We start from the raw sequence: 25,700 nt of genomic DNA on the forward strand, positions 1-25,700 counted from the left end.
GCCGTGGCTCCCACCACCGCACCCAACCAGGAGCCGATCTTCTCGTCGGTCGACGATGTGATCGAGCGGCTGGCCCGCACCGGCTACCTGGCCGACAAGGCCACCGCCACTTCGGTTTTCCTCGCCGACCGGCTCGGCAAGCCGCTGCTCATCGAGGGGCCGGCCGGTGTCGGAAAGACCGAGCTGTCCAAGGCCGTCGCGCAGGTCGCGGGTGCGGAACTGGTGCGGCTGCAGTGCTACGAGGGCGTGGACGAGGCGCGGGCGCTCTACGAGTGGAACCACGCCAAGCAGATCCTGCGCATCCAGGCGTCCTCGGAGAACGACTGGGCCGAAACCAAGGCCGATGTCTTCACCGAGGAGTTCCTGCTGGAACGCCCGCTGCTCACCGCCATCCGGCGCGACGAGCCGACCGTGCTGCTCATCGACGAGACCGACAAGGCCGACGTCGAGATCGAGGGCCTGCTGCTGGAGGTGCTGAGCGACTTCTCGGTCACCGTGCCGGAACTGGGCACCATCAGTGCGAGCCGCAAGCCGTTCGTGGTGCTCACCTCCAATGCCACCCGCGAGCTGTCCGAGGCGCTCAAGCGGCGCTGCCTCTACCTGCACATCGACTTCCCGGACGAGGAGCTCGAGCGTCGCATCCTGGCCAGCCGGGTGCCGGAGCTGAAGCCCGCGGTGGCGGCGCAGCTGGTGCGGATCGTGCACGTGCTGCGCGGCATGCAGCTCAAGAAGCTGCCGTCGGTCGCGGAGTCCATCGACTGGGCGCGCACGCTCCTGGCCTTGGGCGCAAAGGATCTCGATGACAAGACCGTGCGGGCCACGCTCGGAGTGGTGCTGAAACACCAGGCCGATCACGTGCGTGCGCAGTCCGAGCTGAAGCTGGCCTGATCGTGGCCGGGGCGTCGGAGCCCTCGAAGGGCAAAGAGAACTCGCCGCGCGGGCTGGTTTCCGCCGCCATGCGGGCGATCTCGGGCGGTACGCCGGCCAAGCCGGTGCAGGTGCCGGGACCGACGGCCGAACACGGCCTGCCCGGGCATCTGGTCGGCTTCGTGGAGGCGTTGCGCGGCCGGGGGATACCGGTCGGGCCGTCCGAAACCGTGGACGCCGGACAGGTTCTCACCGTCCTGGACCTCATGGACCGGGAGGCGCTGCGCGAGGGCCTGGCCTGCGCGCTGCTGCGCCGCACCACCCAGCGCGCCACCTTCGACGGCATGTTCGACCTGTGGTTCCCGGCCGCGCTGGGGGAGCGGGCCGGGGCCGAAGAGGTGGAGCTGCCGATCAAACCGGACGGCTCGGTCGACATCCTCGAACTGCGGAAGATGCTGGCGGAGTTGCTGATCCAGGCCCCGTCGGGCGAGCAGGCGCAGCAGTTGCAGGCGCTGGCCGCGCAGATGGTCGACCAGATGGGCCAGTACCAGGCGGCGGGCGGGCCGTCCTTCTCCGCCTACCAGACGCTGAAGGATCTCCAGCCGGAACTGCTGGTGAGCAGGATTCTCGCCGGTCTCGCCCAGGGCATGGACAATTCCGACTTCGACACCGAGGTCGCCCGCCGCACGGCCCGCGGCCGCATCAAGGACTTCCGCAGCACCGTCGAAGCCGAGACCCGCCGCCGGGTGGCCGAGCGCATCGGTCGTGAGCGCGTCGCCACCTACGGCGCCGCCCGGCAGGCCGAGGACGCCGACTTCCTGCGCATCTCCCAGGCCGAACTCGACGAACTGCGCCGCAGCAGCCAGCGCCTGGCCCGGGTCCTGGCCTCCCGCCTGGCCGCGCGCCGCCGCCGTGCCCGCCGCGGCGAGATCGATCTGCGCAAGACCATGCGCAAATCCATGTCCACCGGCGGCGTCCCAGTGAATCTCGTCACCCGCAAGCCGCGTCCCGGCCGCCCCGATCTCGTCCTGCTGTGCGATATCTCGGGCTCGGTCGCGGGCTTCTCCAGCTTCACCATGCTGCTGGTGAACGCCCTGCGCGAGCAATTCTCCCGGGTCCGCATCTTCGCCTTCGTGGACCGTGTCGACGAGGTCACCCAGCTGTTCGACGCGGCCACCCCGCTGGATCAGCTGACCCGCCGCATCTTCACCGAAGCCGAGGTCGTCGGCATCGAGGGCCACTCCGACTACGGCTCGGCCCTGGAGGGTTTCGCCGAGCGGTTCCCCGACGCGGTCACCAGCCGCACCTCCCTGCTCATTCTCGGCGACGCCCGTACCAACTACCGCGACCCGGCGCTGGACACCCTCCGGCAGCTGGTCGACACCGCCAAGCACGCCTACTGGCTCAACCCCGAGGCCGAGAAGATGTGGGGCACCGGCGATTCCGCCGCCGACCGCTACGCCGACATCATCGAGATGCACGAATGCCGTTCGGCCCGCCAGCTGACCGCCCTCGTGGGCCGCCTGCTGCCGGTCTGAATCCGGATGGCCGGCCGGCTGAGCCCCGCCGGTGCGGGGGCGGCGCAATCGCCCCCGGTAAGCTCGCTTTTCGTGCATACGAACGGCCGCCGCAAGCTGGGCGTGATGGGCGGCACCTTCGACCCCATCCACCATGGGCACCTGGTCGCGGCCAGTGAGGTCGCGAATCGGTTCGACCTGGACGAGGTGATTTTCGTACCGACCGGTCAGCCGTGGCAGAAGGGCGATCGCGCGGTCAGCCCGGCCGAGGACCGCTACCTGATGACGGTCATCGCGACCGCGTCCAATCCCCGGTTCCAGGTGAGCCGTGTCGACGTGGACCGCGGCAAGGAGACCTACACCGTCGACACCCTGCGCGACCTGGCCGAACTCCACCCCGACGCGGATCTGTACTTCATCACCGGAGCGGACGCGCTGGCCAGCATCCTGACGTGGCAGGATTGGTCGGAACTGTTCGAGCTGGCGAAATTCGTCGGCGTGACCCGTCCGGGGTACGAATTGAATATCGACCATCTCGCCGACCACCTCCGCGACTACCCGGAGGGCACGGTCACGATGGTCGAGATCCCGGCCCTGGCCATCTCGTCGAGCGAATGCCGGCGGCGGGCGGAGGAGGGCCGGCCGGTCTGGTACCTCGTCCCGGACGGGGTCGTCCAATACATATCGAAACGGCACCTGTACGTGCCGCAAGACAGTGCATGGTGAAAGTGCGCAGGGAAGAGGTAGCAGGGTGACAGCATCGGCAGAAGCCGTCTCGATGGCGACGGTGGCCGCACGGGCCGCCGACGAGAAACTGGCCGCCGACGTGGTTGTGCTGGATGTCTCCGAGCAGCTGGTCATCACCGACTGCTTCGTCATCGCGTCCGCGCCCAACGAGCGCCAGGTCAACGCGATCGTCGACAATATCGAGGACAAGCTGCGCGAGGCCGGATACAAGCCGGTGCGCCGCGAGGGCACCCGCGAGGGCCGCTGGGCGCTGCTGGACTACGTCGAGATCGTGGTCCACGTCCAGCACGAGGACGAACGCGACTTCTACGGCCTCGAGCGCCTGTGGAAGGACTGCCCGGCGGTGCCGGTCGACGGCATCGGCGATCCGCGCGCGACGACGACCGAGCAGGACAAGGGCGGGGACGACGAGTGAGCAAGATGGCCGGCGTCCGCCGGTTGATTCTGCTGCGGCACGGACAGACCGAATGGAACGCCGGCGACCGGATGCAGGGCCAGATCGACACCGAACTCGATGACATCGGCAGGCGCCAGGCCAAGGACTGCGCGCCCGACATGGCGACCAGCGACCTGATCGCCATCGTCTCCTCCGATCTCAAGCGCGCCCACCACACCGCGCTCGCCGTCGCCGAATGCGCGGCCATGCCGGTCGTCACCGACGAGCGCCTGCGCGAGACCAACCTCGGGGACTGGGAGGGCCTGGACCACCACCAGGTCGACGCCGAGTACCCGGGCGCCCGCAAGGCGTGGCGGCTCGATGCCCGCTTCACCCCGCCCGGCGGCGAATCCAAGCTCGAGGTGGGCGCGCGAGCGCTGCCCGTGGTGACGGAACTCTTCGCCGCGCGGGAGGACTGGCCCGGCCGTACCATCATGCTGGTTGCGCACGGCGGGCTGATCGCGGCGCTGACCGCGGCCCTGCTCGACCTGCCCGAGGCGAACTGGCCGGCCCTGGGCGGCCTGGCCAATACCAGCTGGGTGCAGCTGACCAGCCACGGTCCCGGCATCGACAAGCCCGGCTGGCGCCTGGATGTGTGGAACGCGGTCGCGAAGGTAGCCCCTAATGTCCTCTGAGAGTCCGAACGCCCAACCGGCGCGGGACGGTTCGCCGCAGCGCAAGGTGCTGGTGGTGGTGGCGGACTCGCTGTCCTACTTCGGTCCCAAGGGCGGGCTGCCCGCCGACCATCCCGGCATCTGGCCCAATCTCGTTGCCGCCGAGCTGGACTGGGACGTCGAACTGGTGGCCCGCATCGGCTGGACCTGCCGTGACGCCTACTGGGCGCTGATCGGCGACCCGCGTATCTGGGCCGCGGTGCCGCGGGCCGGGGCCGTGGTGTTCGCGACCGGCGGCATGGACTCGCTGCCCTCGCCGCTGCCGACCGCGCTGCGCGAGCTGATCCGCTATGTGCGGCCCGCCTCGGTGCGCCGGCGGGTGCGCGAGGCCTACAACTGGGTGCAGCCCAGGCTGTCCCCGCTGGGCCGGCCGGTGGCGCTGCCGCCCGCGGTGAGCGTCGACTACCTGGAGCAGTCGCGGCACTCGCTGGCCCAGCTACGGCCCGAGCTGCCGTTCGTGGCGGTGCTGCCCTCGGTGCACAAGTGCGAGGCCTACGCCGGGGTGCACACCGGGCGCGAGCCCATGGTGCGGGCCGTGTCGGCCTGGGCCGCCGAGCACGCGGTGCCGCTGGTGGATCTCGGGGACGCCGTGCGCGACAACGTCTTCAACGGCCCCGCCAACCCGGACGGCATCCACTGGGGCTGGGAGGGCCACAGTGCGGTCGCGCGGGCCATGGTGAAGGTGCTGACCGAGGCCACGGCCGACGAGGTACACACTGCATGACCGTGGTGGTGGTGACCGACTCGTCGGCCAGCCTGCCGGCCGGCCTCACGGCTGATCTTGGTGTGCTGGCCGTGCCGCTGCACGTGCTGGTCGACGATCGCGAGATTCGGGAGGGGATCGACGACTGCGACATCGACTACGGCTCCTCCCAGGTCACCACCTCGGCCGCCTCGCCGGGTGATCTGCGCAGCGTCTACGAGCGGGCGCTGGAGCTGTCCGACGGCGACGGCGTAGTGGCCGTGCACATCTCGCGGCAGCTGTCGGGCACCTGGGAGGCCGGGCGGCAGGCCGTACGGGACATGGACGCCGCCGATCGGATCCGGCTGGTGGACTCGCTGAGCGCCGGGCTGGGGACCGGGCTGCCGGTGCTGGCGGCGGCGCGCCGGGCACGGGCGGGCGAGCCGCTCGATGTCGTGTACGACTCGGCGGTGGCGGCGGCCAGCCGTGGGCGCGCGTTCATCGTCGTCAACCGGACCGAGCAGCTGCGGCGCGGCGGGCGGCTGAGCACGGCCGCGGCGTTCTTCGGCACCGAGCTGGTCACCAAGCCGATCATCCAGATCGTGAACGGGCGGCTGGAACTGCGCGAGAAAGCCCGCACGCGCTCCAAGGCGTTCACCAAACTCGTTGCGGCCGTTGTGGATGCGGCCGGCGAGGACGGGGCGGCGGTCGCGGTCCAGCATCTGGGGGCCGAGGAGGCCGCCAACACCATCGCGGGTCAGCTGCGGGATCTGATTCCAGGTATCCGGGAGGTCATCATCGCCGAATTCGGCCCCACGCTGGGGGTGCACCTGGGTGTGGGCGCGGTCGGCGCGCTGGTGGTGCCGGGCGGCTGCGGTTAGCGGAAACGGCGTTGTCCACAACGTAATTCGCTATCCACAGGTCGGCTGAAAGCCCAGGTCGTGTGGGCGGCCGGGGTCGTCGTCGCTCGTACCGTGAGCTGCATGCCACGACTCGACGAACGCACCCCGCTGCAGCGCCTCAACGCCCGCACCGCCGCCGACCCATGCCCCGGCCCGGCCGAGGCCACCGCCGACGCGGCGGAATTCGCCTCCGGCCGTCCACATCCCGGCCGCTGGGACGAGGACTCGCTCGACCAGCTCATCGACCCCGATCGCCGGGGCGCTGATCGGCATCCCGGCGGATCCGCGCCCGACTGGCTGTCCGAGCCCTGCGGCAGCGTGTCGCTGTGGCACGAACGCCTGGTCCCTGAACGCTTCCGCGGCACCCGCTGGGATCCGGGCCCGCGCGGGGTCCTCGTCATCGCCGCCCTCGGCATCCTCGCCATCCTCTTCGCCGGCTACGTCACCCTGAGCGAAAAGCCTGTCCCCCAACCGGTCCCACCCATCGCCCCGCTCAGCGAAACCGTACCCGCCGACCAGGACGGTGCCGCACCCGAAGCCGCCGCTTCCGCCGCGACGGTCACAGCCACGCCCGCGCCGGGCACGGCCCAGCCGCCCGCGTCGCGGCCCGCCGCCTCGCAGTCGGATCGAATCCCGCTCGCTACCACGGCAACCGGCGCTCCGGGGGCTGCTGCCACCCCCGGCGAGCTTGTCGTCAGCGTCGTCGGTCTCGTCGAGCACGGCGGGCTCCGCCGCTTCCCCGCCGGAGCCCGGATAGCCGACGCCCTCCGCGTCGCCGCTCCCCGTCCCGAAGCCGACCTCTCCACCCTCAACCTCGCCCAGCCCCTCACCGACGGCGACCAGATCATCGTCGGCCGCACCACACCCCGCCCCACCACCCAGCAGGTCGGCACCACCATCGTGAATTCCGCCCACCCCCCGGCGAACTCACCCCCACCCTCCGGCCCGCCCCGCTCCACCGCCCTCCCCCCGAAGGTGAACCTCAACACCGCCACCGAATCCGACCTTGACACCCTCCCCGGCGTAGGCCCCGTCACCGCCCGCGCCATCCTCACCTGGCGCACCCGCCACGGCCGCTTCACCTCCATCGACCAACTCTCCGAAATCGAGGGCATAGGCCACTCCCGCCTCAACCGTCTCCGCGACCGGGTGACGATATGACCACCCCGGGTGTAGAGGCGGAGGATCGCGGGCTCGTCGAAATACCCGAGGTGCTCGATGCGCGGCTGGTTCCGGCGGCGGTATGTGGTTGGGGTGCGACGGTGGCGCCGTTGGTGGCGGGGTGGCGGGTCGGGGTCGGGGTGGCGGCCGGGTGTGGGCTGGTGGGGATGTGTGTGACGGCGTGGGTGATTCGGCGGATGCGGGCGGGGCGGGGGAGTGGGGTGGCGTGGGTGGTGCTGGGGGCCTTGGTGATCGGGGCGGGGTTCGGGGTGGCGGGGGCGTGGCATGCGCATCGGGTGCAGACGCATCCATTGCGGGCGGTGCGGGCCGGGCAGCGGCTGGTGGCGGTGGTGGAACTGGCCGATGATCCGAAGCGGGTGTCCGCCAGGCCGTTCGGCGGGCCGAAGGTGATGGTGCGGGCCGGGCTGGTGGATTACCGGTTGGGTGGGCGGATTGTGCATTCCGGCGGATCGGTGCTGGTGATGGCGCCGGCGGCGGGGTGGCGGACCCTGCTGCCCGGCCAGCGGGTGGAATTCCCTGCCCGCGTGGCCCGTCCGTGGCGTCCGGATATGACGGTCGCCATCCTGCGGGCGGAGGCCGCTCCCACCTCGGTGAGCCCCCCGCCCTGGTGGCAGCGCCTCGCCGGGCAGGTGCGCGGCGACTTCGCGACCTCCGCCCACCGCGCGCTCTCCGACGATGCCGCCGGCCTGCTCCCGGGTCTGGTCATCGGTGACACCTCGACCCTCACCGATCACGTCCAGGAGAACTTCCGTGAGTCCGATTTGACGCATTTGACGGCCGTCAGCGGGGCGAATGTCACGATTTTGCTTGGGGCCGTGCTGGTTTCGATGCGCACCCTCACAGTGGATCCACGGCTCGGCGCGGCGGCCGCGGGTGCGGCTCTGGTCATGTTCGTGATCCTGGCCCGCCCATCGCCCAGTGTCCTGCGTGCCGCTGTCATGGGAGCCATTGCGCTACTGGCTCTCTGCACCGGACGCCGTAAGCAGGCCCTACCCGCCCTGTGCGCCGCCATCATCGGATTGCTGGCCTGGTCACCGGGTCTCGCGGTGGATGCCGGATTCGCTCTGTCGGTGCTGGCCACGGCGGGACTGATCGTGATCGCCCCCGGTTGGTCGGATTGGCTTCGCGCCCACGGCTGGTGGCGGATCCCCGCCGACTCCTTCGCGGTGGCGGCCGCGGCCTTCGTGGTCACCACGCCGCTGGTCATCGCCATGACCGGCCACCTCAGCCTGGTCGCGATCGTGGTGAACATGCTGGTCGAACCGGTGATCGCGCCCATCACCATCCTCGGCGCGCTGGGTGCGCTGCTCGCCTGCGTGTGGTCGCCCCTCGCCGCGGCGGTCATGCACTGCACCGCACCACCGCTGTGGTGGCTGCTCACGGTCTCCGACCGAGCCGCCGCCCTGGGAGCCTCGGTCTCACTACCGACCGGTCTGCGTTCAGGTCTGGTCGCAACGGTGGTGTGCGCCTTGGTGATCGCGGCTCTGCACCCTGGTCGCTCGCGGGCGGATCCGGACGCCGTGCCGGGATCGGTGCCGCCTCGGCCCGGTCGAGACGAGGACTCGTCGTCCGGCTAGAGGGAGCTCAGGAACTCGTTGACGGCGTCGGCGAAACCGGCGGGGTCGTTGGCGTAGACGAAGTGGTCGGTATCGAGTTCGACCATGCGGGTGCCCGGGCGCCGTTCGCGCATGGCCGCGGCCATGTCGGCGGGGATGACGCCGTGCGCGGCACGGATGAGCAGGGCCGGGCAGGTGCCGGCGATCCAGTCCGACCAGTGGTCGCCGTGCACCAGGTCCTCGGAGGCGACGATGTCGAGGGGGTGGAAGGGCAGGCTCCAGGAACCGTCGGCACGCTCGCGAACCAGCGCCCCGAAGTGCGCGGCCATCGGGCCCATGGCCTCGATCAGCTGCTCACGGGTCGCCGCCTCGTAGGGGAGGCCGGCCACGAAGCCCAGCGGATTGTGGCCGTCGAGGCCGAGCGCGGCGGGTGCGTCGATATCGATGATCGCCGCCACCCGCTCTGGGTGGCGGGCCGCGAACTGGTAGGCGTTGATGCCGCCGAGCGAATGCCCCAGCAGCACAGCGCGTTCCAGGCCGAGGTGGTCGAGCAGGGCCGCGATGTCGGCGAGGTAGCCGTCACGGGTGTAGTCGGCGGCGCGATCGGAGTGGCCGTGGCCGCGCTGGTCGAGCGCGACGAGCCGCCACCCCGGGGACAGCCGCGTGGCCAGATCGGCGAAGCTCTCGCCGTCGGACATGTGCCCGTGCAGCGCGATGACGGTCCGGCCGGTACCCCCGAAATCCACGTAGGACAGTCCGCGGCCGTCGATATCGAAGCGGGTGCGGGTGGTGGTGTGTGCGGTCATTGTCTGCTCCGATCCTTGTTCCGGTGTGCTGCGCTCGACCCTAACCGTTTGTTAGACATTTGTGCAAGACGTTTGAGTAAGACTTACGTGTCACACGTTCGTATGCAGCTCTGACCGGGTGCGGGATGCGTGGGTTGTCGGAGCGAACTCGTAGGATCGGGGCGTGAACCAGCGACCCGCGCCCCTGCATCTCGTGCTCGGTGAAGAGGAATTGCTGATCGAGCGGGCGGTGGCGGGAATTACCGCGCAGGCCCGGGCCGGCTCGGCGGACGCCGATGCGCTGCCGGTGGATCGGCTCCGGGCGGGGGATGCCAGCACGGCGGAATTGGCCGAGCTGCTGAGTCCTTCACTGTTCGCCGAGGACCGGGTGATCGTGCTGGAGTCGGCGGCCGAGGCCGGCAAGGACGCGGTCGCGGTCATCCAGGATGCGGCGTCCGCACCACCCGAGGGCGTGGTGCTGGTGGTGCTGCACAGCGGGGGCGGGCGCGCCAAGGCGCTGGCGCCGGCCCTGCAGAAGCTGGGCGCGGTGGTGCACGACTGCGCGAAGCTGACCAAGGCGGGGGAGCGGGTCGAGTTCGTGCGCAACGAGTTCCGGGCCGCGAATGTGCGGGTGCCGGCGGACGTGGTGCAGGCCATCATCGAGGCCGTAGGCTCGGACCTGCGCGAACTCGCCGCCGCCAGTTCGCAATTGGCGGCCGACACCGGCGGCAAGGTGGATCTCGCGGCGGTGCGCCAGTACTACTCGGGCAAGGCCGAGGTGACCGGGTTCGATGTCGCCGATCTGGCCGTGTCGGGAGATCGGCCCGCCGCCATGGAGGCGCTGCGCTGGGCCATCGATCGCGGCGTCCCGGCGGTCCTGCTCGCGGATGCCCTCGCGGATTCGGTGCACACCATCGCCCGCGTCGGCTCGGCCGGGCGCGGCGACCCGTTCAAGATGGCCGGTGATCTGGGGATGCCGCCGTGGAAGGTGAAGAAGGCGCAGGGCCAGGCGCGCGGCTGGACCGGCGCGTCCATCGGGGCGGCACTGCAGGTGGTGGCCGCGCTCAATGCCGACGTCAAGGGTCAGGCGGCCGACGCGGATTACGCACTCGAGCACGCACTCTCGCGCATTCTGGATCTGCGCGAGAGCGCCTCGTAGCGGGAAGGCTCGAAACTACTCCGGCTTCCAGGTGATCTTGCCGCCCTGGAACTCCTGGGCCTTGCCGCCCTGGTAGTCGTACTCGTCGCTGGTCGGGTAGCCATAGCGGCCGTTCTCGGCGCCATTGCGCACCCACTCGTCGCGGATCGAGCCCCACACGACATGGGTTCCGGTCTTCTGGGTCGAGTAGACCGCCCCGCCCTCGAACAGCTGCTCATGGGTGGTGGCGCTGTTGGTCTTGTTCTCATCGGCGATGGGGAAGCCCAGCGGGCTGCTCTCCCAGCCGACCGCGGAGTACTTGTCGCGGATCACGCCGCTCACCACATGGGTGCCCGCACCCACCGACCAGTAGATCGAGCCGCCCTGGAAGTGCTGGAAGCGGCCGGGTTTCGAGGTCTGCCCCTCGTCCGCCACCGGGTACTTCAGCGCGCCCGACTCCGCGCCCGCGCCCTTCCACTTGTCGCGGATGGCACCGCCGATGGCGTGCGCGTCGGTAGCCGGGGTCCAGTAGATGGAGACGTTGTTGACGAAGTCCTGCTTCTTGCCGCCGCCCGCGGCGTCGGTCTCCGGAGTGGTGGGATCACCGAAGAAGTCCGGTCCACCCGCCCCGTCGTATTCGACCTCGATGGCCCCGCCCACCTCGAACGGGCCGATGGGACGCGCGGCTGCCACACCCATTCCGGTGGTCAGCGCGACCGCGGCCACACTGACGGCCAGCGTGCCGCGGGTCCAGGACGAACGGTTGTCACGACGCAGCGTTGCCAAGTGATCTCTCCCAGTGCAGGTTTACAGGTAGCCCCCGACGGTTCGCGGCCATCCTGCTGCCAACTGCGCGCTCGCGCAAGTCGCCAGCTTCGGACACGACAAAAGCCGCCGTGGTCTTCGTGGCCACGGCGGCTGTGAGAAGCATGATGCCGGTAAGCGTACCGGGCAGGATCAGCCGAGCTTGTTGAAAGCCAGCGACAGGGCCGACTTCTTGTTGGCGGCCTGGTTGGCGTGGATGACGCCCTTGGAGGCGGCCTTGTCCAGGCTCTTGCTCGCGGACTGCATCAGCTCGAGCGCCTTGTCCTTCTCGCCCGCCGCAGCGGCCTCGCGGAACTTGCGGATCGAGGTGCGCAGCGCGGACTTCACCGACTGGTTGCGCTGGCGCGCAAGCTCGTTGGTGCGAATCCGCTTCATCTGGGACTTGATGTTGGCCACGCCGGTTTCCTCGTGTTCCTTCACTTGGTGGTGTATGCGGGATGCAAAGTCTTCGGGCGCGCACTACGAGAGGGGCAGTTGCAGCACCGACAGTCGAGGCTACCAGGCGACGCGGCGAGGTATGAAATCGAGCCTGTCCGCCATCTGGCCGAAACCAGAAATTTATCGCCGTCCAACTGCGTGTTGCCCCTGCGTGATGGACTATTTTTGCATGACCCCCGCAGCACCCGCACCGGGTCTCTCGAGAGTAGACAGATCCACCGCGTCAGCCTCCGCCGCGCTCGCTCCTTCCGGACTGGAACGCGAAAAATCGGATAAATCAGGCGTCTTCGCGGGGTATCAACCGGGCCGCTACGACCGGGCCTATGACGAGATGTTCGATTCCGCGGGACGCCCGCGGGCGCCCTACCGGGGGATATTCAACGCCCTGGCCACCATCGACGCCGAGGATCTGGCGGCCCGCGCCGAGGCGCTGGACCGCGCGTTCGTCGATCAGGGCATCACCTTCTCGCTCTCCGGCCAGGAGCGGCCGTTCCCGCTCGACCTGGTGCCGCGGGTGATCGCCGCCAGTGAATGGACCAAACTCGAACGCGGCATCAGGCAGCGGGTGCGCGCGCTGGAGGCCTTCCTCGCCGACGTCTACGGCGAGCAGACCATCCTGCGCGACCGCGTGATTCCGAAACGACTGGTGACCTCCTGCGCGCACTTCCACCGCGAGGCCGCCGGCCTGGTGCCGCCCAATGGTGTGCGCATTCACGTGGCCGGGATCGATCTGGTGCGCGACGAGCACGGTGATTTCCGCGTGCTGGAAGACAATCTGCGCTCGCCCTCGGGCGTGTCCTACGTCATGGAGAACCGGCGCACCATGGCGCGCGTGTTCCCCGACCTGTTCGCCTCGCACCGGGTGCGCGCTGTCGGCGACTATCCGACCCACCTGCTGCGCGCCCTGCGCGCCGCCGCCGCGCCCAACGAGGCCGACCCGACCGTGGTGGTGCTCACCCCCGGCGTCCACAACTCCGCCTACTTCGAGCATTCGCTGCTGGCCCGGCAGATGGGGGTGGAACTGGTCGAGGGCCGGGACCTGTTCTGCCGCGACAATGTCGTCTATATGCGCACCACCGCGGGGGAGCGGCAGGTGGATGTCATCTACCGGCGCATCGACGACGACTTCCTCGATCCCATGCAGTTCCGCCCGGACTCCATGCTCGGGGTGGCCGGGATCCTGAACGCGGCCCGCGCGGGCACGGTGGTGCTGGCCAATGCCGTCGGCAACGGGGTCGGCGACGACAAGCTCGTCTATACCTATGTGCCCGCGTTCATCGAGTACTACCTGGGTGAGAAACCGATCCTGCCCAATGTGGACTCCTACCGCTGCTGGGAACCGGCCGAACGCGACGAGGTGCTGGACCGGGTGGCGGAACTGGTGGTCAAGCCGGTGGAGGGGTCCGGCGGCTACGGCATCGTGATCGGCCCGGCGGCCGGCACCCGGGAGCTGGAGGCGACCCGGCGCAAGGTGCGGGCCAATCCGCGCGGCTGGATCGCGCAGCCGGTGGTGCAGCTGTCCACGGTGCCGAGCAAGATCGACGGGCGGCTCGCGCCCCGGCACGTGGACCTGCGGCCGTTCGCGGTCAACGACGGCGACGACATCTGGGTGCTGCCCGGCGGGCTGACCCGGGTGGCGCTGCCCGCGAACTCGCTGGTGGTGAATTCCAGTCAAGGGGGCGGGAGCAAGGACACCTGGGTGCTCGCACCGAGAACCTCTGTGGCGCAACGGGAATTGGCGGGTTCGCAGTTGGTCGGCGAACTGCAGATCGCCCCGGAGAGAGACCAATCCAGAGAGCCCTCGGCGATGCGGGCCAACCAACAACAGCAGTAACAACAACAAACAGCATTCGCTGAGGCTCAACTCTTTTGGTTCGCGGCCCGTCTCGTTCTGGACTGCGCTCCGCCTCCCCGCGCTTGGAGCGGGGGGAGCGAAGCGGAGGAGCGGAGGAGGGAAGAACGAGACCTTCAGGGCCGCGAACCCGCCGGAGCGAAGCGGAGGCAGATAGGGCAGAGCATCATGTTGGCGCGCAATGCCGAATCCCTCTTCTGGATCGGACGCTACGTCGAGCGAGCCGAATATACGGCGCGCATTCTCGATGTCGCGGTCCATCAGCTGCTGGAGGACGCCACGGTCGATCCGGACCGAACCTCGCGGGTGCTGCTGCGGGTACTGGGCATCGAGCCGCCCGACGAGGATCGGGAACTGGATGTGTGGTCGGTGACCGAGCTGGTGGCCTTCGGCCGCGACGGCGGCTCCATCGTCGATTCCATCAGCCGAGCGCGTGAGAATGCCCGGGGCGCACGGGAAGTCACCTCCACCGAGATGTGGGAGTGCCTCAATGCCACCTTCAACGGGCTGGCGGCGGCCGAGCGGGCGGCGCGGGCGCTGGGGCCGCACGAGTTCTGCCACTACATCACCGATCGCGCCGCCATGTTCGCCGGACTCTCCGATTCCACCCTGAGTCGCGACGACGGTTATCGATTCCTGCTGCTGGGCAGATCCATCGAACGCGTGGATATGACTGTGCGCCTGTTGCATTCGCGCGCCGGTGACCGCACCTCCTCGCCGGCCTGGGTGACGGTGCTGCGTTCGGCGGGGGCCCACGACCCGTATCTGCGTACCCATCGCGGCGTGCTCGACGCCAATCAGATCGCGGAATTCATCCTGCTCGACCGCCTGTTCCCACGGTCGGTATTCCATTCCCTGCGGGTGGCCGAAACCTGTCTGCAGGAATTGGACCAGCGCCCCAACAGCCGGTTCGCGGCGCGCCACGAAGCGCATCGCCTGCTCGGCCGGGCGCGCAGCGAACTGGAATTCCTGCCCTCGTCGGTGCTGCTGGAGGATCTGCCCAGCCGGCTGCTGTGGCTGCAGCAGACCTGCCGCGAGGTGGGAGAGGCCGTGGCGCTGCAGTACTTCCACGCCGAATCGTGGGTGGAGTGGACGGGGCTGCACGGTCGCGGCGCGGACCGGGTCGAGGAGATGGCGTGAACAGTCAGGCCTGGAGGCGGCAGCGCAGTGTAACCACGGAAGGCCCTGTTCACGCCAAGGAGGGCACAGCATGAGCTGGCGGATGCGGGTGGTGCACACCACCGGATATGTGTACGACGCACCGGTCATGCGGTCTTTCAACGAGGCCCGGCTGACCCCGCGCGCCGACAGCCGGCAGACCGTGATCCTCAATCGGGTCGACACCGTGCCGTCCACCCGGTCCTACCGCTACATCGACTACTGGGGAACGGCGGTGACGGCCTTCGACCTGCACGCCCCGCACACCGAGCTGGAGGTCACCAGCGCCTCGGTCGTCGAGACCGAGCCGTTCGCCGGGCCGTCCGAGGAGCTGGCCTGGGAGGAGTTGCGCGCCGACGCCATTGCCGACCGTTTCGACGAATTGCTCGAACCCACCGTCTACGTGCCGCGCGAGAAGCGGCGGCTGGCCCCGGCGGCCCGGCAGCTGGCGCGCGGCGTGTCGCCGGCGAAAGCGGTTGTCCGGGCCGCGGAATGGGTGCACCGGGAGATGAACTACCTGGCCGGGACCACCTCGGTGCACACCTCGGCGGTGCAGGCCTTCGCCGAACGGCAAGGCGTGTGCCAGGATTACGCGCACCTCACGCTGCTGTTATTGCGCGGCATGGGGATACCCAGCCGCTACGTCTCGGGCTACCTGCATCCGGACCCGTCCGCCGAGGTCGGCCACACCGTCGCGGGTCAGATGCACGCCTGGGTGGAGGCTTGGACCGGTCAGTGGTGGGGCTACGACCCGACCAACAACATCCCGGTCACCGAGCAACACGTATCAGTCGGGGTGGGGCGTGATTACGCGGATGTGCCCCCTCTCAAAGGTATCTTCAGCGGGAGCGGCTCGACCGATCTCGAGGTCGTAGTGGAGATAACTCGCCTGGCCTGAGGCGTTTTCGGCTCGCGCCGCCGGTTCTTGTCGGTGCGTTGTCCATGCCAGCGGAAGGTAGCCGATGTCCCCCACAGCTCAGGAAGTCGCCGAGGATCTCACCGATGTGACACCGCCCACCCTGGGGCGCAAGGTATTCGCCGAGGCATTGGGCACATTCGTGCTGGTCCTCGGCGGTGTCGGCACCGCGGTGCTGGCGGGGAGCCGGGTCGGCGCGCTCGGCATCGCACTGGCTTTCGGCCTGACCCTGCTGTTCCTGGTCTACTCCATCGGCCCCATCTCGGGTTGCCACGTGAACCCGGCGGTCACGGTCGGCCAGCTGCTGCTGGGCCGGGTGACCATCGCGGTGGCGGCCGCCTACTGGGTCGCGCAGATCATCGGCGGCCTGCTCGCGGGCACGGTCGTCTACGCCATCGCCAAGAACCTGCCCTCCTACGATCGCGCCAAGGACGGCCTGGCAGCGAACGGCTGGGGCGAGCACAGCCCGTCGAAGCTGGTGCTCGGCGACGTCACCACCAATGGCTACGGTCTTGCGGCGGCCATCACGGTCGAGGTGATCCTGACCGCGCTGCTGGTGTTCGTGGTGCTGGCCTCCACCGATCAGCTCTCCGACATTCCGCTGGCCGGGCTCTCGATCGGCTTCACGCTCGCCGTGATCCACCTGATCTCGATCCCGGTCGACAACACCTCGGTGAACCCGGCCCGCAGCCTGGCCGTCGCGTTCTATCAGGACGGCGCACCCGCGCAGCTGTGGGTGTTCATCGTCTTCCCGCTGATCGGCGGTGTTCTCGGGTCGCTGGTCTACGGCATGATCTACGGTCGCTCCCGCAATATGGTGAGCTGACCGCTCTCGGTCCCGAACCCCGCTCCGCCGGAGCGGGGTTCGCTCGTCTCCGGGAAGGCGCTAGTGCCAGTGGTATTCGGCGCAGAGCCGGTGCGCCACCCGGTCGAATGTCTTGCGGGGGAGTATCGCACCCTCGCGGCGAATGCCCATCTCGGGGACATCCAGGACACGATCCAGCCGCACCCAGCTGTCGCGCTCGGCGCTGTCCCACGGGCCGGAGCCGATGCCCACCCAGTTGGGGTGGTGCGCGTGTTCGGAATTCGAGGACAGCATGAGCCCGAGCAGCGTGTCGCCCTCGCGGCCGACCACCAGCACCGGGCGGTCCTTGCCGTTGTCGGGGTCCTCCTCGTAGGGGACCCAGGTCCACACGATCTCGCCGGGATCGGCCCGGCCGTCGAGCTGCGGGCTGTAGACGATGCGGCGCGCGCGTTCGTGCGACGGCACTCCCGCCGACGAGGTCGGCCGGACATTGACGCCCGGACCCTTGCGCGGCGTCCCCACCGCCTTCAGAGCACGGTCCCACATCGTCGACTGCCGCACCCGCCCGATCAACTTCGGGGCCTGCTGCGTGACGAGCTGAGTGCCCTGCTCCTTAGCCACGATCCCCAACTGCTTCCCCAGAGCGTTCCACCTGCCGGCCATGTCCGGCAGCCTAACGGCGGACAACGGGATTCTCACCTGTACCGGATTCGCCTGCGCCTGAAGGTAGCTCACCTGCAGGTTCGCGGCCGCCTCGATTCTGGACCGACGGAGCTGGGGAGCGAAGCGGAGGAGCGGAGGAGGGAAGCATCGAGACCTCGGGGCCGCGAACTCGCCGGAGCGGAGCGGAGGCCAGGAACAGCGCACCGTAGACTTCGGGGTTGACATGCCGCTGTTTCGCCATGCCGAGGAGTGACTCCGATTAGCAGCTTCGCCGACAAGACGTTCACCGATCCCAGCCGGATCAGGAACTTCTGCATCATCGCGCACATCGACCACGGGAAATCGACGCTGGCCGACCGCATGCTGCAACTCACCGGAGTGGTCGAGGAGCGGGCCATGCGCGCCCAGTACCTGGACCGCATGGACATCGAGCGTGAGCGCGGCATCACCATCAAGGCCCAGAACGTGCGGCTGCCCTGGCAGGTCGACGGCGAGGACTATGTCCTGCACCTGATCGACACCCCGGGGCACGTCGACTTCACCTACGAGGTGTCGCGCGCGCTGGAGGCGTGTGAGGGCGCGATCCTGCTCGTCGACGCGGCGCAGGGCATCGAGGCGCAGACCCTGGCCAACCTGTACCTGGCCATGGAACGCGATCTCACCATCATCCCGGTGCTCAACAAGATCGATCTCCCGGCCGCCGACCCGGACCGCTACGCCGCCGAACTCGCCCACATCGTGGGCTGTGAGCCGGAGGACGTGCTCCGGGTGTCGGGCAAGACCGGTGTGGGCGTGCCGGAGCTGCTGAACAAGGTGATCGCGGAGATCCCGTCGCCGGTCGGCGCTGCCGACGCGCCCGCCCGCGCCCTCATCTTCGACTCGGTCTACGACACCTACCGCGGCGTCGTCACCTATGTGCGTGTGGTGGACGGCAAGCTCACCCCGCGCCAGAAGATCAAGATGATGTCCACCGGCGCGACGCACGAACTGCTCGAGATCGGCATCGTCTCGCCCGAGCCCAAGCCCACCGCGGGCCTCGGCGTCGGTGAGGTGGGCTACCTCATCACCGGTGTGAAGGATGTCCGGCAGTCGAAGGTCGGTGACACCGTCACCTCCGCACGTGACGGCGCGACCGAGGCCCTGGCCGGGTACCAGGAACCGCGGCCGATGGTGTACTCGGGTCTCTACCCGGTCGACGGCTCCGACTACCCGGACCTGCGCGACGCCCTGGACAAGTTGCAGCTCAACGACGCCGCGCTGACGTATGTGCCGGAAACCTCTGTGGCCCTGGGCTTCGGCTTCCGATGCGGCTTCCTCGGACTGCTGCACATGGAGATCACCCGCGAGCGCCTGCAGCGCGAATTCGGGCTCGACCTGATCTCCACCGCGCCCAACGTGATCTACCGCGTGGTCATGGAGGACGGCAGCGAGCACGTGGTCACCAACCCGTCGTTCTGGCCCGAGGGCAAGGTGCGGGAGATCTACGAGCCGATCACCAAGTGCACGGTGATCGCGCCGAGCGAATTCATCGGCACCATCATGGAACTGTGCCAGTCCCGGCGCGGTGAGCTGCTCGGCATGGACTACCTGTCCGAGACCCGCGTGGAGATGCGGTACACGCTGCCCATGGCGGAGATCATCTTCGACTTCTTCGACTCGCTGAAGTCGCGCACCCGCGGCTACGCCTCGCTGGATTACGAGGAGGCCGGCGAGCAGCAGGCCGATCTGGTCAAGGTGGACATCCTGCTGCAGGGCGAGGCCGTCGACGCGTTCTCGGCCATCGTGCACCGGGATGCCGCCCAGGCCTACGGGCACAAGATGACCACCAAGCTGCGCGAGCTCATTCCCCGGCAGCAGTTCGAGGTGCCGATCCAGGCGGCCATCGGCTCGAAGATCATTGCGCGCGAGAACATCCGGGCGATCCGCAAGGACGTGCTCGCCAAGTGCTACGGCGGTGACATCAGCCGTAAGCGCAAGCTGCTCGAGAAGCAGAAGGAAGGCAAGAAGCGCATGAAGACGATCGGTCGCGTCGACGTGCCGCAGGAAGCCTTCGTGGCCGCACTGTCCACCGATTCCGCCACGGACAAGAAGAAGTAGCGGATTCCCGGTCAGGCGCAAGGTTCGGTGTGCAGCCGGAAAAGGGGTCTTCCGTACTCATTTGCCGGGTGACAAGCTATGTGACGCACCGCTGAGCGCACCGCCTCCGATCTGGTGGATGTGACAGACCGGTTATCCGGAAATAGGGTGTGAAACGAGTTCGGTTCGGCGGCCCGCGCGGCGGGTCGCCGAAGCCCTGAGAGCGGAGCCCACATGACGCGTGATCTGCCCTTCGACGATGCTGCCGGTGCCGGTGACGACGACGGAGACGCCGCCTACCGCATTGCCAACGGAGTCGCGCGCGTGGCGAGGGCAGGCGCGTACGTCACCGGCGGCGCACTCATCGCCGCCGGCGGCAATCACGGCGGCACCCCGGCCATCAACCACGACAGCAAGAACGTGGGCTGGTCGCAGGTCGAGGACCCGCAGCCGAATGTGCCGAGCCCGACCATCACCTTCCCCGACCTGACCGCGGATTCGGTACTCCCGCACCACGGTCCGGCGGCCGCCGCGCCGGTGAACGGGCATTTCGGCCCGCTCGGCGACTACCAGCACGGCACCGACGCGGGCCTGTTCCCGTCGCTCGACGCGATCCCGGCTAACGACCCGGCGATCTCCGGCTTCCACGGCCTCGGACTGCCCGACACCGACACCGGTGCGTCCGGCCTGCCGACCTATGGCCAGCATCCCGGCTGGGGTCTGCCGCTCGACACCGACCAGCCGTCGGAATCGGTTCCGGGACAGGCACAACCGCAACTGCCGACGCTCGACCAGCAACAGCCGGGGATGCTGCCCGGCCTGCCGACCCTGCCGGGCACCGCACTGCCGGGGATGGGTCTGCCCGGGTTCGGCCTGCCCGGCACCGATGCCATGCACCTGCCCGGTGCGGGCGGAGCGATGCACCTGCCCGGAATGAACAGCGCGTCGTTCGCGCCCAACGGGCAGACCGGCCTGCCCGACCACTCGGGGGCCTTCGACGGCGTCGGCGCCACCGGCGGCGACGGCGCCGGGATGTTCGTCGGCACCAACTGGGCCTTCGACGCGCACGTCGGACTGGACGGCGTGTGGTTCCACTCGAACCTGTCGGCCGATGTCGGCGTCGGTGCGGTCGGGCATCAGCTCGATGCCTTCGGTCAGCAACTGGGACAGGGGATTTCGCATATCCCGGCGAACACCACACTGCCCAACAACGGCGGCGCGCCCAGCCTGCCGGGTGCGGACAAGCCCAACAATATGGGCCAGCCATTCGGCTCCTCGAACTCGTCGGCCACCACCGGCACCCCAGCCCTTCCGGGGCCGGGACACGGTCCGGCCGATTCCCCGGCGGGCGGTGCCGGAGCCCCCACTTCCGCTGTGCCCGGTACGAATTCGCAGCTTCCGGGTGCCGGTTCGCAGGGCGGCGCGTTCACGCTGCCCGGTGCCGCCGCGGCGCCGTCGAACCCGATCTCGCTGACCACCATTCCGGCCGCGCAGACTGCTCCGGTCGCGCCCGCCGCCGTCACCCCGGTCTCGACGCCGATCGCCGCACCCGTGGTGCCGGTGGCCGCCGCGCCCGTCGCGATCGCACCGGTGTCCATGGCACAGCCGGTCGCGGTGACGCCGTTGCAGACCACCATTCAGCCCGATGCCGCCAACCAGCCGATCGCGAATCTGCTGTCGACACACGGCGGTCCGTCGCCGCTGACCGCGCCCGCGGCCGTGGCCCCGGCACTGTTCGATCATGGTCGCCAGCCGGTGCTGGCCAGTGCTGAGCCCACCGCGCCGGTCCACTCGTCGCCGCTGATGGACAAGCCGGTCCAGCCGGCGGTCACGCCGGCGCCTGCTCCGCACGTCAGCGTGCCGGCCAAGACCGATCCGGTGCCGGTGCTGACCACCGTGCCGCCTATTCCGACCACCAAGATCCCGGGCCTGGACCCCGATCTCACCAAGGGCGGCAGCACCCCGGTGGTGACTCCGCCGGTGACCTCCGGTGGCGACACCGACGTCACCGTCAAGCCGCAGAAGCCGGTCGACGATTCCGGTACCCACGGCAGCACGCCGACCGTCACGGTGCCGACCGACGAGCCCGTGCCGACCCATCAGCCGACCGTCACCAACCCGGCGCACCCGACCGCCCCGACGGCGCAGCCGACCGTGCCGACCGTGCCCGATCACAGTGGGCAGCCCAGTGTTTCGGTCGCGCCCGTGCCGACCGTCGCCCCGGCGCCGACGGTGCAGCAGCCGATCACCACGCCGCCGCATATCGACCCGCCGCAGCCGGTGAAACCCATAGCGGACCAGTTCGATTCGGGTAATCACGTGCTGCCGATCGCCGACGACTCCGCGCTGCACCCGCTCTCGGTGCACGACGGCGGTCTGCTGGTGCACGATGCCGGGCTGTTCTCCGGCCTCGGTCCCGATGCCTCGTTCGTCGACGCCCACTCCCCGGTGCAGGGTCCGGGCGATCACATGCTGCTGCTGTGAGCGCCGCCGGTCATCAGGTAGCGGTGAAGAATCCCGATGCGCTGGGTCCGCTGGTCGACCTGCTCGACCGGCTGCTCGAACTGACCCACGCCTCCGGCCGGCTGGATCTGTCCGGGCGGCTGGGCATCGCGCGTGCGCGCCTGGCCGACCCGCGGGTGCGGCTGGTCGTGGTGGGCGAATCCAAGAGCGGGATGAGCACGCTGGTCAACAGCCTGGTCGGGGCCGCGGTGAGCGCCACCGAGGGCCAGGCCAGCGTCCCGGTAATCGCCGAGTACGGTCCGCAGCCCAGCGCCACCCTGGTGAAGGCGAGCCCGGGCGGCACCGCCCAGCGCACCGCCGTGGATCCGCAGGCGGCGCTGGCCGAGCTGGATTCCGGGGACGTCATCCGGGCCGAGTTCACTCAGCCCAGCCCGCTGCTGGCGGAGGGCTTCGTGGTGCTGGACGCGCCCGGCGCGCCCGCCGAGGCGCCGGCCACCTGGTCGCTGATCGCCGCGGCGGACGCGGTGCTGTACGTGGCCGATTCCCGGGCGCCGTTCACACCGGCACAGATCGAGCAGCTGCAGCGGATTCAGCAGGTCTGCCCGACGGTCGTCTGCGTGCTCAACAAGATCGACCAGTATCCGCAGTGGCCGCAGGTGCAGCAGCATGACCGGCAGCTGCTCGACGACGCCGGGCTGGCCTTCGCGGTGGCCCCGGCCTCGGCGCGGCTGCACGAGCACGCCGCCGCCTCGGGGGACACGCAGCTGGATCTGGAATCCGGTGTGCCGCAACTGCTCGACCACCTGCGCTCCTATGTGCTGGGCCGCGCGGACGCCGTCGCGGTGGAGGCCGCGGTACGCGATATCCGCCTCATCACCGACCACCTGTCGCTGGCCCTGCGCAGTGAGGCCGAGACGCTGCGGGATCCGCGCCGGCTGACCGTCATCACCGAGCAGCTGCGCCGCACCCGCGAGGAGGCCGAGCAGCTCCGCCAGCGCTCGGCCAACTGGCAGGTCACCCTGGCCGACGGCGCGGGCGAGCTGATGGCCGACACCGAACACGATCTGCGGCACCGGCTGCGCAGCCTGATCCGCGACGCCGAGGCCGACATCATGAAGGGCGATCCGGTCCGGCGCTGGGCGGATTTCGGCGCGGATCTGGATGCCAAGATCTGTGAGGCGGTGGAGGAGAACTTCGTCATCGCCCACTACCGGTCGGTGGAGCTGGCCGAGCAGGTGGCGGCGAAGTTCCCCGACAGCGGCATCCCCACCCCCGATCTCAAGCTCGACAATCCGGGCGATGTCGGCGCGGTGCTGGAACCCGTTGCCGCGCTGGACAATCTGGACAGCGCCAAGCACGGCGTCACCCAGCAGGTGCTGACCGCCCTGCGCGGCTCCTACGGCGGCCTGCTCATGGTCGGCCTGATCACCAGCCTGCTGCACATGTCGCTGGTGAACTGGTACTCCGGCGGCGCGGCCGTGCTACTGGGCGTGAACGCGCTGTGGGACGACCGCAAGGCCCGCCGCCAGCGCCGCCAGGCCGAGGCCAAGATGGCGGTGGCCCGGCTCATGGACGATGTGATCTTCCAGGTGAGCAAGGAGTCCCGCTACCGGCTGCGCGCGGTGCAGCGCAGCCTGCGCGATCACTTCACCGAGATCGCCACGGCCACACTGCGTTCGGTGGACGCCTCGCTGCGCGCCGCCGAGGAGGCGGCCACCGTGCACTCGGGTGCGGGGCGGGAGGCGCGGCTGACCGAGATCGAGCGCTCGCTGGTCCGGTTGCGCGATATCCGCGAGCACGCGGACGCGATCGGCGAGAACCCCTTGTACTGACGAGAACCCCTGGTACCGAAAGGAATCGGCCGCGAGAGCGGCCGATTCCTTTTTCCCGGTTGTCTTTTCAGTGAGTCCCGTTTGTCCTTTCAGCGCCCCAGGTGCGCCGGATGGAACTGGCCCACGTGATGGGATTCCTCGGCCCGGATCACGTGCATGACCGCGTTGATCAAGGCCAGGTGGGTGAAGGCCTGCGGGAAGTTGCCCAGGTGCCGTCCGGTCCGCGAGTCGATCTCCTCGGCGTACAGCTTGAGCGGGCTGGCATAGCCGAGCAGCCGCTCGCACAGCTGCCGGGCGCGGTGCAGCTCACCGATTTCCACCAGCGCCGACACCAGCCAGAACGAGCAGATGGTGAACGAACCCTCCTCGCCGGACAGGCCGTCGTCGGTGGTCTCGGTGCGATAGCGCAGCACCAGGCCGTTCTCGGTCAGGTCGTCGGCGATGGCCAGCACGGTGGCCCGTACCCGGTGATCGGTGGGCGGCAGGAAGCGGAGCAGCACCACCAGCAACAGTGAGGCATCCAGGGTGTCGCTGCCGTAGCTCTGGGTGAACACGCCCTCGGAGTTGACGCCGTTGTCGAGGATGTCGGCGCGGATCTCCTCGCCGATCTCGTGCCACTTCCGGGCATAGTCGAATTCCCCGTGCAGCTCCGCCAGTTTCGCGCCGCGGTCCAGCGCCACCCAGCACATGACCTTCGAGGAGGTGAAGTGCTGCGGCTCGCCGCGGACCTCCCAGATACCGCGATCGGGGCTGCGCCAGTTCTCGATTGCCGCCTGCACCTGTCGTTCGAGCATGGGCCACAACGTTTCCGGCACCTGCTGACGCGACTTCACGTGCAGGTAAACGGAATCCAGGATGGTGCCCCAGATGTCGTGCTGTTCCTGGTTGTAGGCGCCGTTGCCGATGCGCACCGGCCGCGCCCCGTCGTAACCGGACAGGTGGGGGAGTTCGGACTCGGTGATCCGGCGTTCCCCGCCGATACCGTAGAGCACCTGCAGCGATACCGGTTTGCCGTTGTCGTCGGTGGCGACGTCGTGCAGGAAGGCGAAGAAGTCGTCGGCCTCCCGGTCCAGGCCGAGGGTGTACAGACCCCACAGGGCGAAGGTGGAGTCGCGCACCCAGGTGTAGCGGTAGTCCCAGTTGCGTTCGCCGCCGGGGGTTTCCGGCAGCGAGGTGGTGGCAGCCGCCAGCAGCGCGCCGGTGGGCGCGTAGGTGAGGCCCTTCAAGGTCAGCGCGCTGCGCTGCAGGTAGCCGCGCCACGGGTGATCGGGGAAGCGCCCCAGCGTGATCCACTGCCGCCAGCACTCGGTGGTCTGCCACATCTTGTCCGCCGCCTCGGCGAAGGTGCGCGGCGGCGGCAGCTCCGACCAGGACAGGGCCACGAACACCTCGTCGCCCTCCTTCATGCGGGTGCGGGCGCGGGCCTCGCGGCCCTCGATCCCCAGCCGCAGATCCGTGGTCAGCGTGAGGCTCGGGGCGCCCTCGATATCGCAGGTGGCACTGGCCCTTTCGTACACGTCGCCGCTGTAGTGCCAGGTGGCCGGGCCACGGTGGTAGTCGAAGGCGGGTTCGCAGCTCATCTCCAGCTCGACCACGCCGTTCACGCACTTCACCGTGCGCAGCAGCATGTGCTCGGCGTCCCAGTCCATGGGCGTGCGCTTGTGGCTGCGGCTGCGGGACCGGTTGTTGTGCCACGGACCCAGCACCAGCGCGTCACGCACGATGAGCCAGCCGGTCTCGGTCTGCCAGGTGGTCTCCACGATCAGCCCGCCGGGCAGATACCGGCGGGCGGCGGGCACCTTGCGGCCGTAGGGGCCGATGCGGAAGTGGCCCGCGCTGCGGTCCAGCATGGCCCCGAAGAGGCTCGGGGAGTCCGGCCGCGGGATGCACATCCACTCCACCGAGCCATTGCGGGCGATGAGGCAGTTGGTCTCGCAGTCGGACAGGAAGGCGTAGTCGTCGATGGGGGGAAACACGGAATGATGCATCCCGCCGGTCGCGGTGGGCAGGAAGGCGTCCGCCAGGGTGGGGTCCTCGGGCGAGAGCGGGTCCCGCGGGGCGTCTACATCGGACGGATCGTCAAAGTCCTCGTCGGGATCGATGCCTGTCTCGCTGCCGAGCGGACGGTCGGCGGATTCCGGTTCGTCGTACGCATCCATACCACCATGATCGGTCTGAACGGCCCG

At 69.3% G+C, this 25,700-nt stretch carries 22 protein-coding genes; 17 read left to right on the plus strand and 5 right to left on the minus strand.

All coding sequences use genetic code 11. The features are described from left to right. The first annotated feature begins 3 nt into the window (after window positions 1–3). The 9 genes from AB0L60_RS23320 to AB0L60_RS23360 all read left to right on the plus strand — a co-directional run bounded on the left by AB0L60_RS23320 (window position 4) and on the right by AB0L60_RS23360 (window position 8,584). Window positions 4–888, plus strand: a complete 885-nt coding sequence (locus tag AB0L60_RS23320) for a MoxR family ATPase (protein ID WP_364617358.1) — start codon at window positions 4–6, stop codon at window positions 886–888. A 68-nt stretch (window positions 889–956) separates the two neighbouring features. After that, window positions 957–2,405, plus strand: coding sequence for a VWA domain-containing protein (locus AB0L60_RS23325; protein WP_364617428.1), 1,449 nt, complete (start codon window positions 957–959; stop codon window positions 2,403–2,405). A 72-nt stretch (window positions 2,406–2,477) separates the two neighbouring features. Further along, complete coding sequence (gene nadD / locus AB0L60_RS23330) at window positions 2,478–3,110, plus strand: nicotinate-nucleotide adenylyltransferase (RefSeq protein ID WP_364617360.1); 633 nt, start codon at window positions 2,478–2,480, stop codon at window positions 3,108–3,110. Window positions 3,111–3,135: 25 nt separating this feature from the next. Further along, window positions 3,136–3,546: a ribosome silencing factor gene (rsfS, locus tag AB0L60_RS23335; RefSeq protein ID WP_364617362.1), complete on the plus strand. Its 411-nt coding sequence runs from the start codon at window positions 3,136–3,138 to the stop codon at window positions 3,544–3,546. 5 nt (window positions 3,547–3,551) lie between these two features. Continuing rightward, window positions 3,552–4,202, plus strand: a complete 651-nt coding sequence (locus AB0L60_RS23340) for a histidine phosphatase family protein (RefSeq protein ID WP_364617430.1) — start codon at window positions 3,552–3,554, stop codon at window positions 4,200–4,202. Further along, window positions 4,192–4,965 (plus strand): diglucosylglycerate octanoyltransferase, encoded by a 774-nt coding sequence (gene octT / locus AB0L60_RS23345; RefSeq protein WP_364617364.1) that lies wholly within the window; start codon window positions 4,192–4,194, stop codon window positions 4,963–4,965. The genes AB0L60_RS23340 and octT overlap by 11 nt, the downstream gene beginning before the upstream one ends. Then, window positions 4,962–5,804, plus strand: a complete 843-nt coding sequence (locus tag AB0L60_RS23350; protein WP_354835024.1) for a DegV family protein — start codon at window positions 4,962–4,964, stop codon at window positions 5,802–5,804. Before octT ends, AB0L60_RS23350 begins: the two co-directional genes overlap by 4 nt. A 102-nt stretch (window positions 5,805–5,906) precedes the next feature. Then, the gene (locus AB0L60_RS23355) at window positions 5,907–6,986 is read left to right on the plus strand and encodes a ComEA family DNA-binding protein (RefSeq protein ID WP_364617367.1); all 1,080 of its coding nucleotides are present in this window, start codon (window positions 5,907–5,909) and stop codon (window positions 6,984–6,986) included. Then, window positions 6,983–8,584, plus strand: coding sequence for a ComEC/Rec2 family competence protein (locus tag AB0L60_RS23360; protein WP_364617369.1), 1,602 nt, complete (start codon window positions 6,983–6,985; stop codon window positions 8,582–8,584). Before AB0L60_RS23355 ends, AB0L60_RS23360 begins: the two co-directional genes overlap by 4 nt. Here the strand turns inward: AB0L60_RS23360 and AB0L60_RS23365 are convergent. Further along, the gene (locus tag AB0L60_RS23365; RefSeq protein WP_364617371.1) at window positions 8,581–9,369 is read right to left on the minus strand and encodes an alpha/beta hydrolase; all 789 of its coding nucleotides are present in this window, start codon (window positions 9,367–9,369) and stop codon (window positions 8,581–8,583) included. The genes AB0L60_RS23360 and AB0L60_RS23365 overlap by 4 nt on opposite strands. A gap of 163 nt (window positions 9,370–9,532) precedes the next feature. Here AB0L60_RS23365 and holA point away from each other — a divergent pair, with 163 nt between their 5' ends. Next, the gene (gene holA / locus AB0L60_RS23370) at window positions 9,533–10,507 is read left to right on the plus strand and encodes a DNA polymerase III subunit delta (RefSeq protein ID WP_364617373.1); all 975 of its coding nucleotides are present in this window, start codon (window positions 9,533–9,535) and stop codon (window positions 10,505–10,507) included. A gap of 15 nt (window positions 10,508–10,522) precedes the next feature. Here the strand turns inward: holA and AB0L60_RS23375 are convergent, their stop codons facing one another. Beyond that, window positions 10,523–11,272: a hypothetical protein gene (locus AB0L60_RS23375; RefSeq protein ID WP_364617375.1), complete on the minus strand. Its 750-nt coding sequence runs from the start codon at window positions 11,270–11,272 to the stop codon at window positions 10,523–10,525. 171 nt (window positions 11,273–11,443) lie between these two features. Next, window positions 11,444–11,707: a 30S ribosomal protein S20 gene (gene rpsT, locus AB0L60_RS23380; RefSeq protein ID WP_033086444.1), complete on the minus strand. Its 264-nt coding sequence runs from the start codon at window positions 11,705–11,707 to the stop codon at window positions 11,444–11,446. Window positions 11,708–12,080: 373 nt separating this feature from the next. Between rpsT and AB0L60_RS23385 the strand changes: the two genes are divergently transcribed. From AB0L60_RS23385 to AB0L60_RS23400, 4 genes are all read left to right on the plus strand, one after another. After that, entirely contained in the window at window positions 12,081–13,583 is a 1,503-nt protein-coding gene (locus AB0L60_RS23385; RefSeq protein ID WP_364617377.1) for a circularly permuted type 2 ATP-grasp protein, read from the plus strand. 186 nt (window positions 13,584–13,769) lie between these two features. Next, window positions 13,770–14,741, plus strand: coding sequence for an alpha-E domain-containing protein (locus AB0L60_RS23390; RefSeq protein ID WP_364617379.1), 972 nt, complete (start codon window positions 13,770–13,772; stop codon window positions 14,739–14,741). A 70-nt stretch (window positions 14,742–14,811) separates the two neighbouring features. After that, entirely contained in the window at window positions 14,812–15,657 is an 846-nt protein-coding gene (locus tag AB0L60_RS23395; RefSeq protein WP_364617381.1) for a transglutaminase family protein, read from the plus strand. Between the two features lie 64 nt (window positions 15,658–15,721). Then, window positions 15,722–16,501: an aquaporin gene (locus AB0L60_RS23400; protein WP_364617384.1), complete on the plus strand. Its 780-nt coding sequence runs from the start codon at window positions 15,722–15,724 to the stop codon at window positions 16,499–16,501. 60 nt (window positions 16,502–16,561) lie between these two features. On the opposite strand, the gene AB0L60_RS23405 is transcribed toward AB0L60_RS23400, so the two are convergent. Next, complete coding sequence (locus tag AB0L60_RS23405; RefSeq protein WP_364617386.1) at window positions 16,562–17,143, minus strand: type II toxin-antitoxin system PemK/MazF family toxin; 582 nt, start codon at window positions 17,141–17,143, stop codon at window positions 16,562–16,564. Window positions 17,144–17,392: 249 nt separating this feature from the next. On the opposite strand from AB0L60_RS23405, the gene lepA reads away from it, so the two are divergent. The 3 genes from lepA to AB0L60_RS23420 all read left to right on the plus strand — a co-directional run bounded on the left by lepA (window position 17,393) and on the right by AB0L60_RS23420 (window position 23,514). Beyond that, window positions 17,393–19,240, plus strand: coding sequence for a translation elongation factor 4 (lepA, locus tag AB0L60_RS23410; protein WP_364617388.1), 1,848 nt, complete (start codon window positions 17,393–17,395; stop codon window positions 19,238–19,240). A 213-nt stretch (window positions 19,241–19,453) separates the two neighbouring features. Then, window positions 19,454–21,703, plus strand: coding sequence for a hypothetical protein (locus AB0L60_RS23415; RefSeq protein WP_364617390.1), 2,250 nt, complete (start codon window positions 19,454–19,456; stop codon window positions 21,701–21,703). Continuing rightward, window positions 21,700–23,514 carry a hypothetical protein gene (locus AB0L60_RS23420; protein ID WP_364617392.1) on the plus strand — a complete coding sequence of 605 codons (1,815 nt, stop codon included), beginning with the start codon at window positions 21,700–21,702 and terminating at the stop codon, window positions 23,512–23,514. The genes AB0L60_RS23415 and AB0L60_RS23420 overlap by 4 nt, the downstream gene beginning before the upstream one ends. Before the next feature lie 89 nt (window positions 23,515–23,603). Here the strand turns inward: AB0L60_RS23420 and AB0L60_RS23425 are convergent, their stop codons facing one another. Further along, the gene (locus AB0L60_RS23425; RefSeq protein ID WP_364617432.1) at window positions 23,604–25,502 is read right to left on the minus strand and encodes a glycoside hydrolase family 15 protein; all 1,899 of its coding nucleotides are present in this window, start codon (window positions 25,500–25,502) and stop codon (window positions 23,604–23,606) included. Window positions 25,503–25,700: the final 198 nt, after the last annotated feature.

The sequence above is a fragment of the Nocardia sp. NPDC051981 genome, from assembly GCF_040680715.1.
In the GTDB taxonomy this organism is placed as follows: Bacteria; Actinomycetota; Actinomycetes; order Mycobacteriales; family Mycobacteriaceae; genus Nocardia.

Coding starts and splice junctions, on each gene's coding strand:
- AB0L60_RS23365 (WP_364617371.1), bottom strand. CDS start 9,369: ATGACCGCACACACCACCACCCGCACCCGCTTCGATATCGACGGCCGC.
- AB0L60_RS23405 (WP_364617386.1), bottom strand. CDS start 17,143: ATGGCCGGCAGGTGGAACGCTCTGGGGAAGCAGTTGGGGATCGTGGCT.
- AB0L60_RS23340 (WP_364617430.1), top strand. CDS start 3,552: ATGGCCGGCGTCCGCCGGTTGATTCTGCTGCGGCACGGACAGACCGAA.
- AB0L60_RS23385 (WP_364617377.1), top strand. CDS start 12,081: ATGTTCGATTCCGCGGGACGCCCGCGGGCGCCCTACCGGGGGATATTC.
- AB0L60_RS23350 (WP_354835024.1), top strand. CDS start 4,962: ATGACCGTGGTGGTGGTGACCGACTCGTCGGCCAGCCTGCCGGCCGGC.
- AB0L60_RS23395 (WP_364617381.1), top strand. CDS start 14,812: ATGAGCTGGCGGATGCGGGTGGTGCACACCACCGGATATGTGTACGAC.
- AB0L60_RS23390 (WP_364617379.1), top strand. CDS start 13,770: ATGTTGGCGCGCAATGCCGAATCCCTCTTCTGGATCGGACGCTACGTC.
- octT (WP_364617364.1), top strand. CDS start 4,192: ATGTCCTCTGAGAGTCCGAACGCCCAACCGGCGCGGGACGGTTCGCCG.
- AB0L60_RS23360 (WP_364617369.1), top strand. CDS start 6,983: ATGACCACCCCGGGTGTAGAGGCGGAGGATCGCGGGCTCGTCGAAATA.
- AB0L60_RS23355 (WP_364617367.1), top strand. CDS start 5,907: ATGCCACGACTCGACGAACGCACCCCGCTGCAGCGCCTCAACGCCCGC.
- AB0L60_RS23400 (WP_364617384.1), top strand. CDS start 15,722: ATGTCCCCCACAGCTCAGGAAGTCGCCGAGGATCTCACCGATGTGACA.
- AB0L60_RS23325 (WP_364617428.1), top strand. CDS start 957: ATGCGGGCGATCTCGGGCGGTACGCCGGCCAAGCCGGTGCAGGTGCCG.
- AB0L60_RS23415 (WP_364617390.1), top strand. CDS start 19,454: ATGACGCGTGATCTGCCCTTCGACGATGCTGCCGGTGCCGGTGACGAC.
- AB0L60_RS23425 (WP_364617432.1), bottom strand. CDS start 25,502: ATGCATCATTCCGTGTTTCCCCCCATCGACGACTACGCCTTCCTGTCC.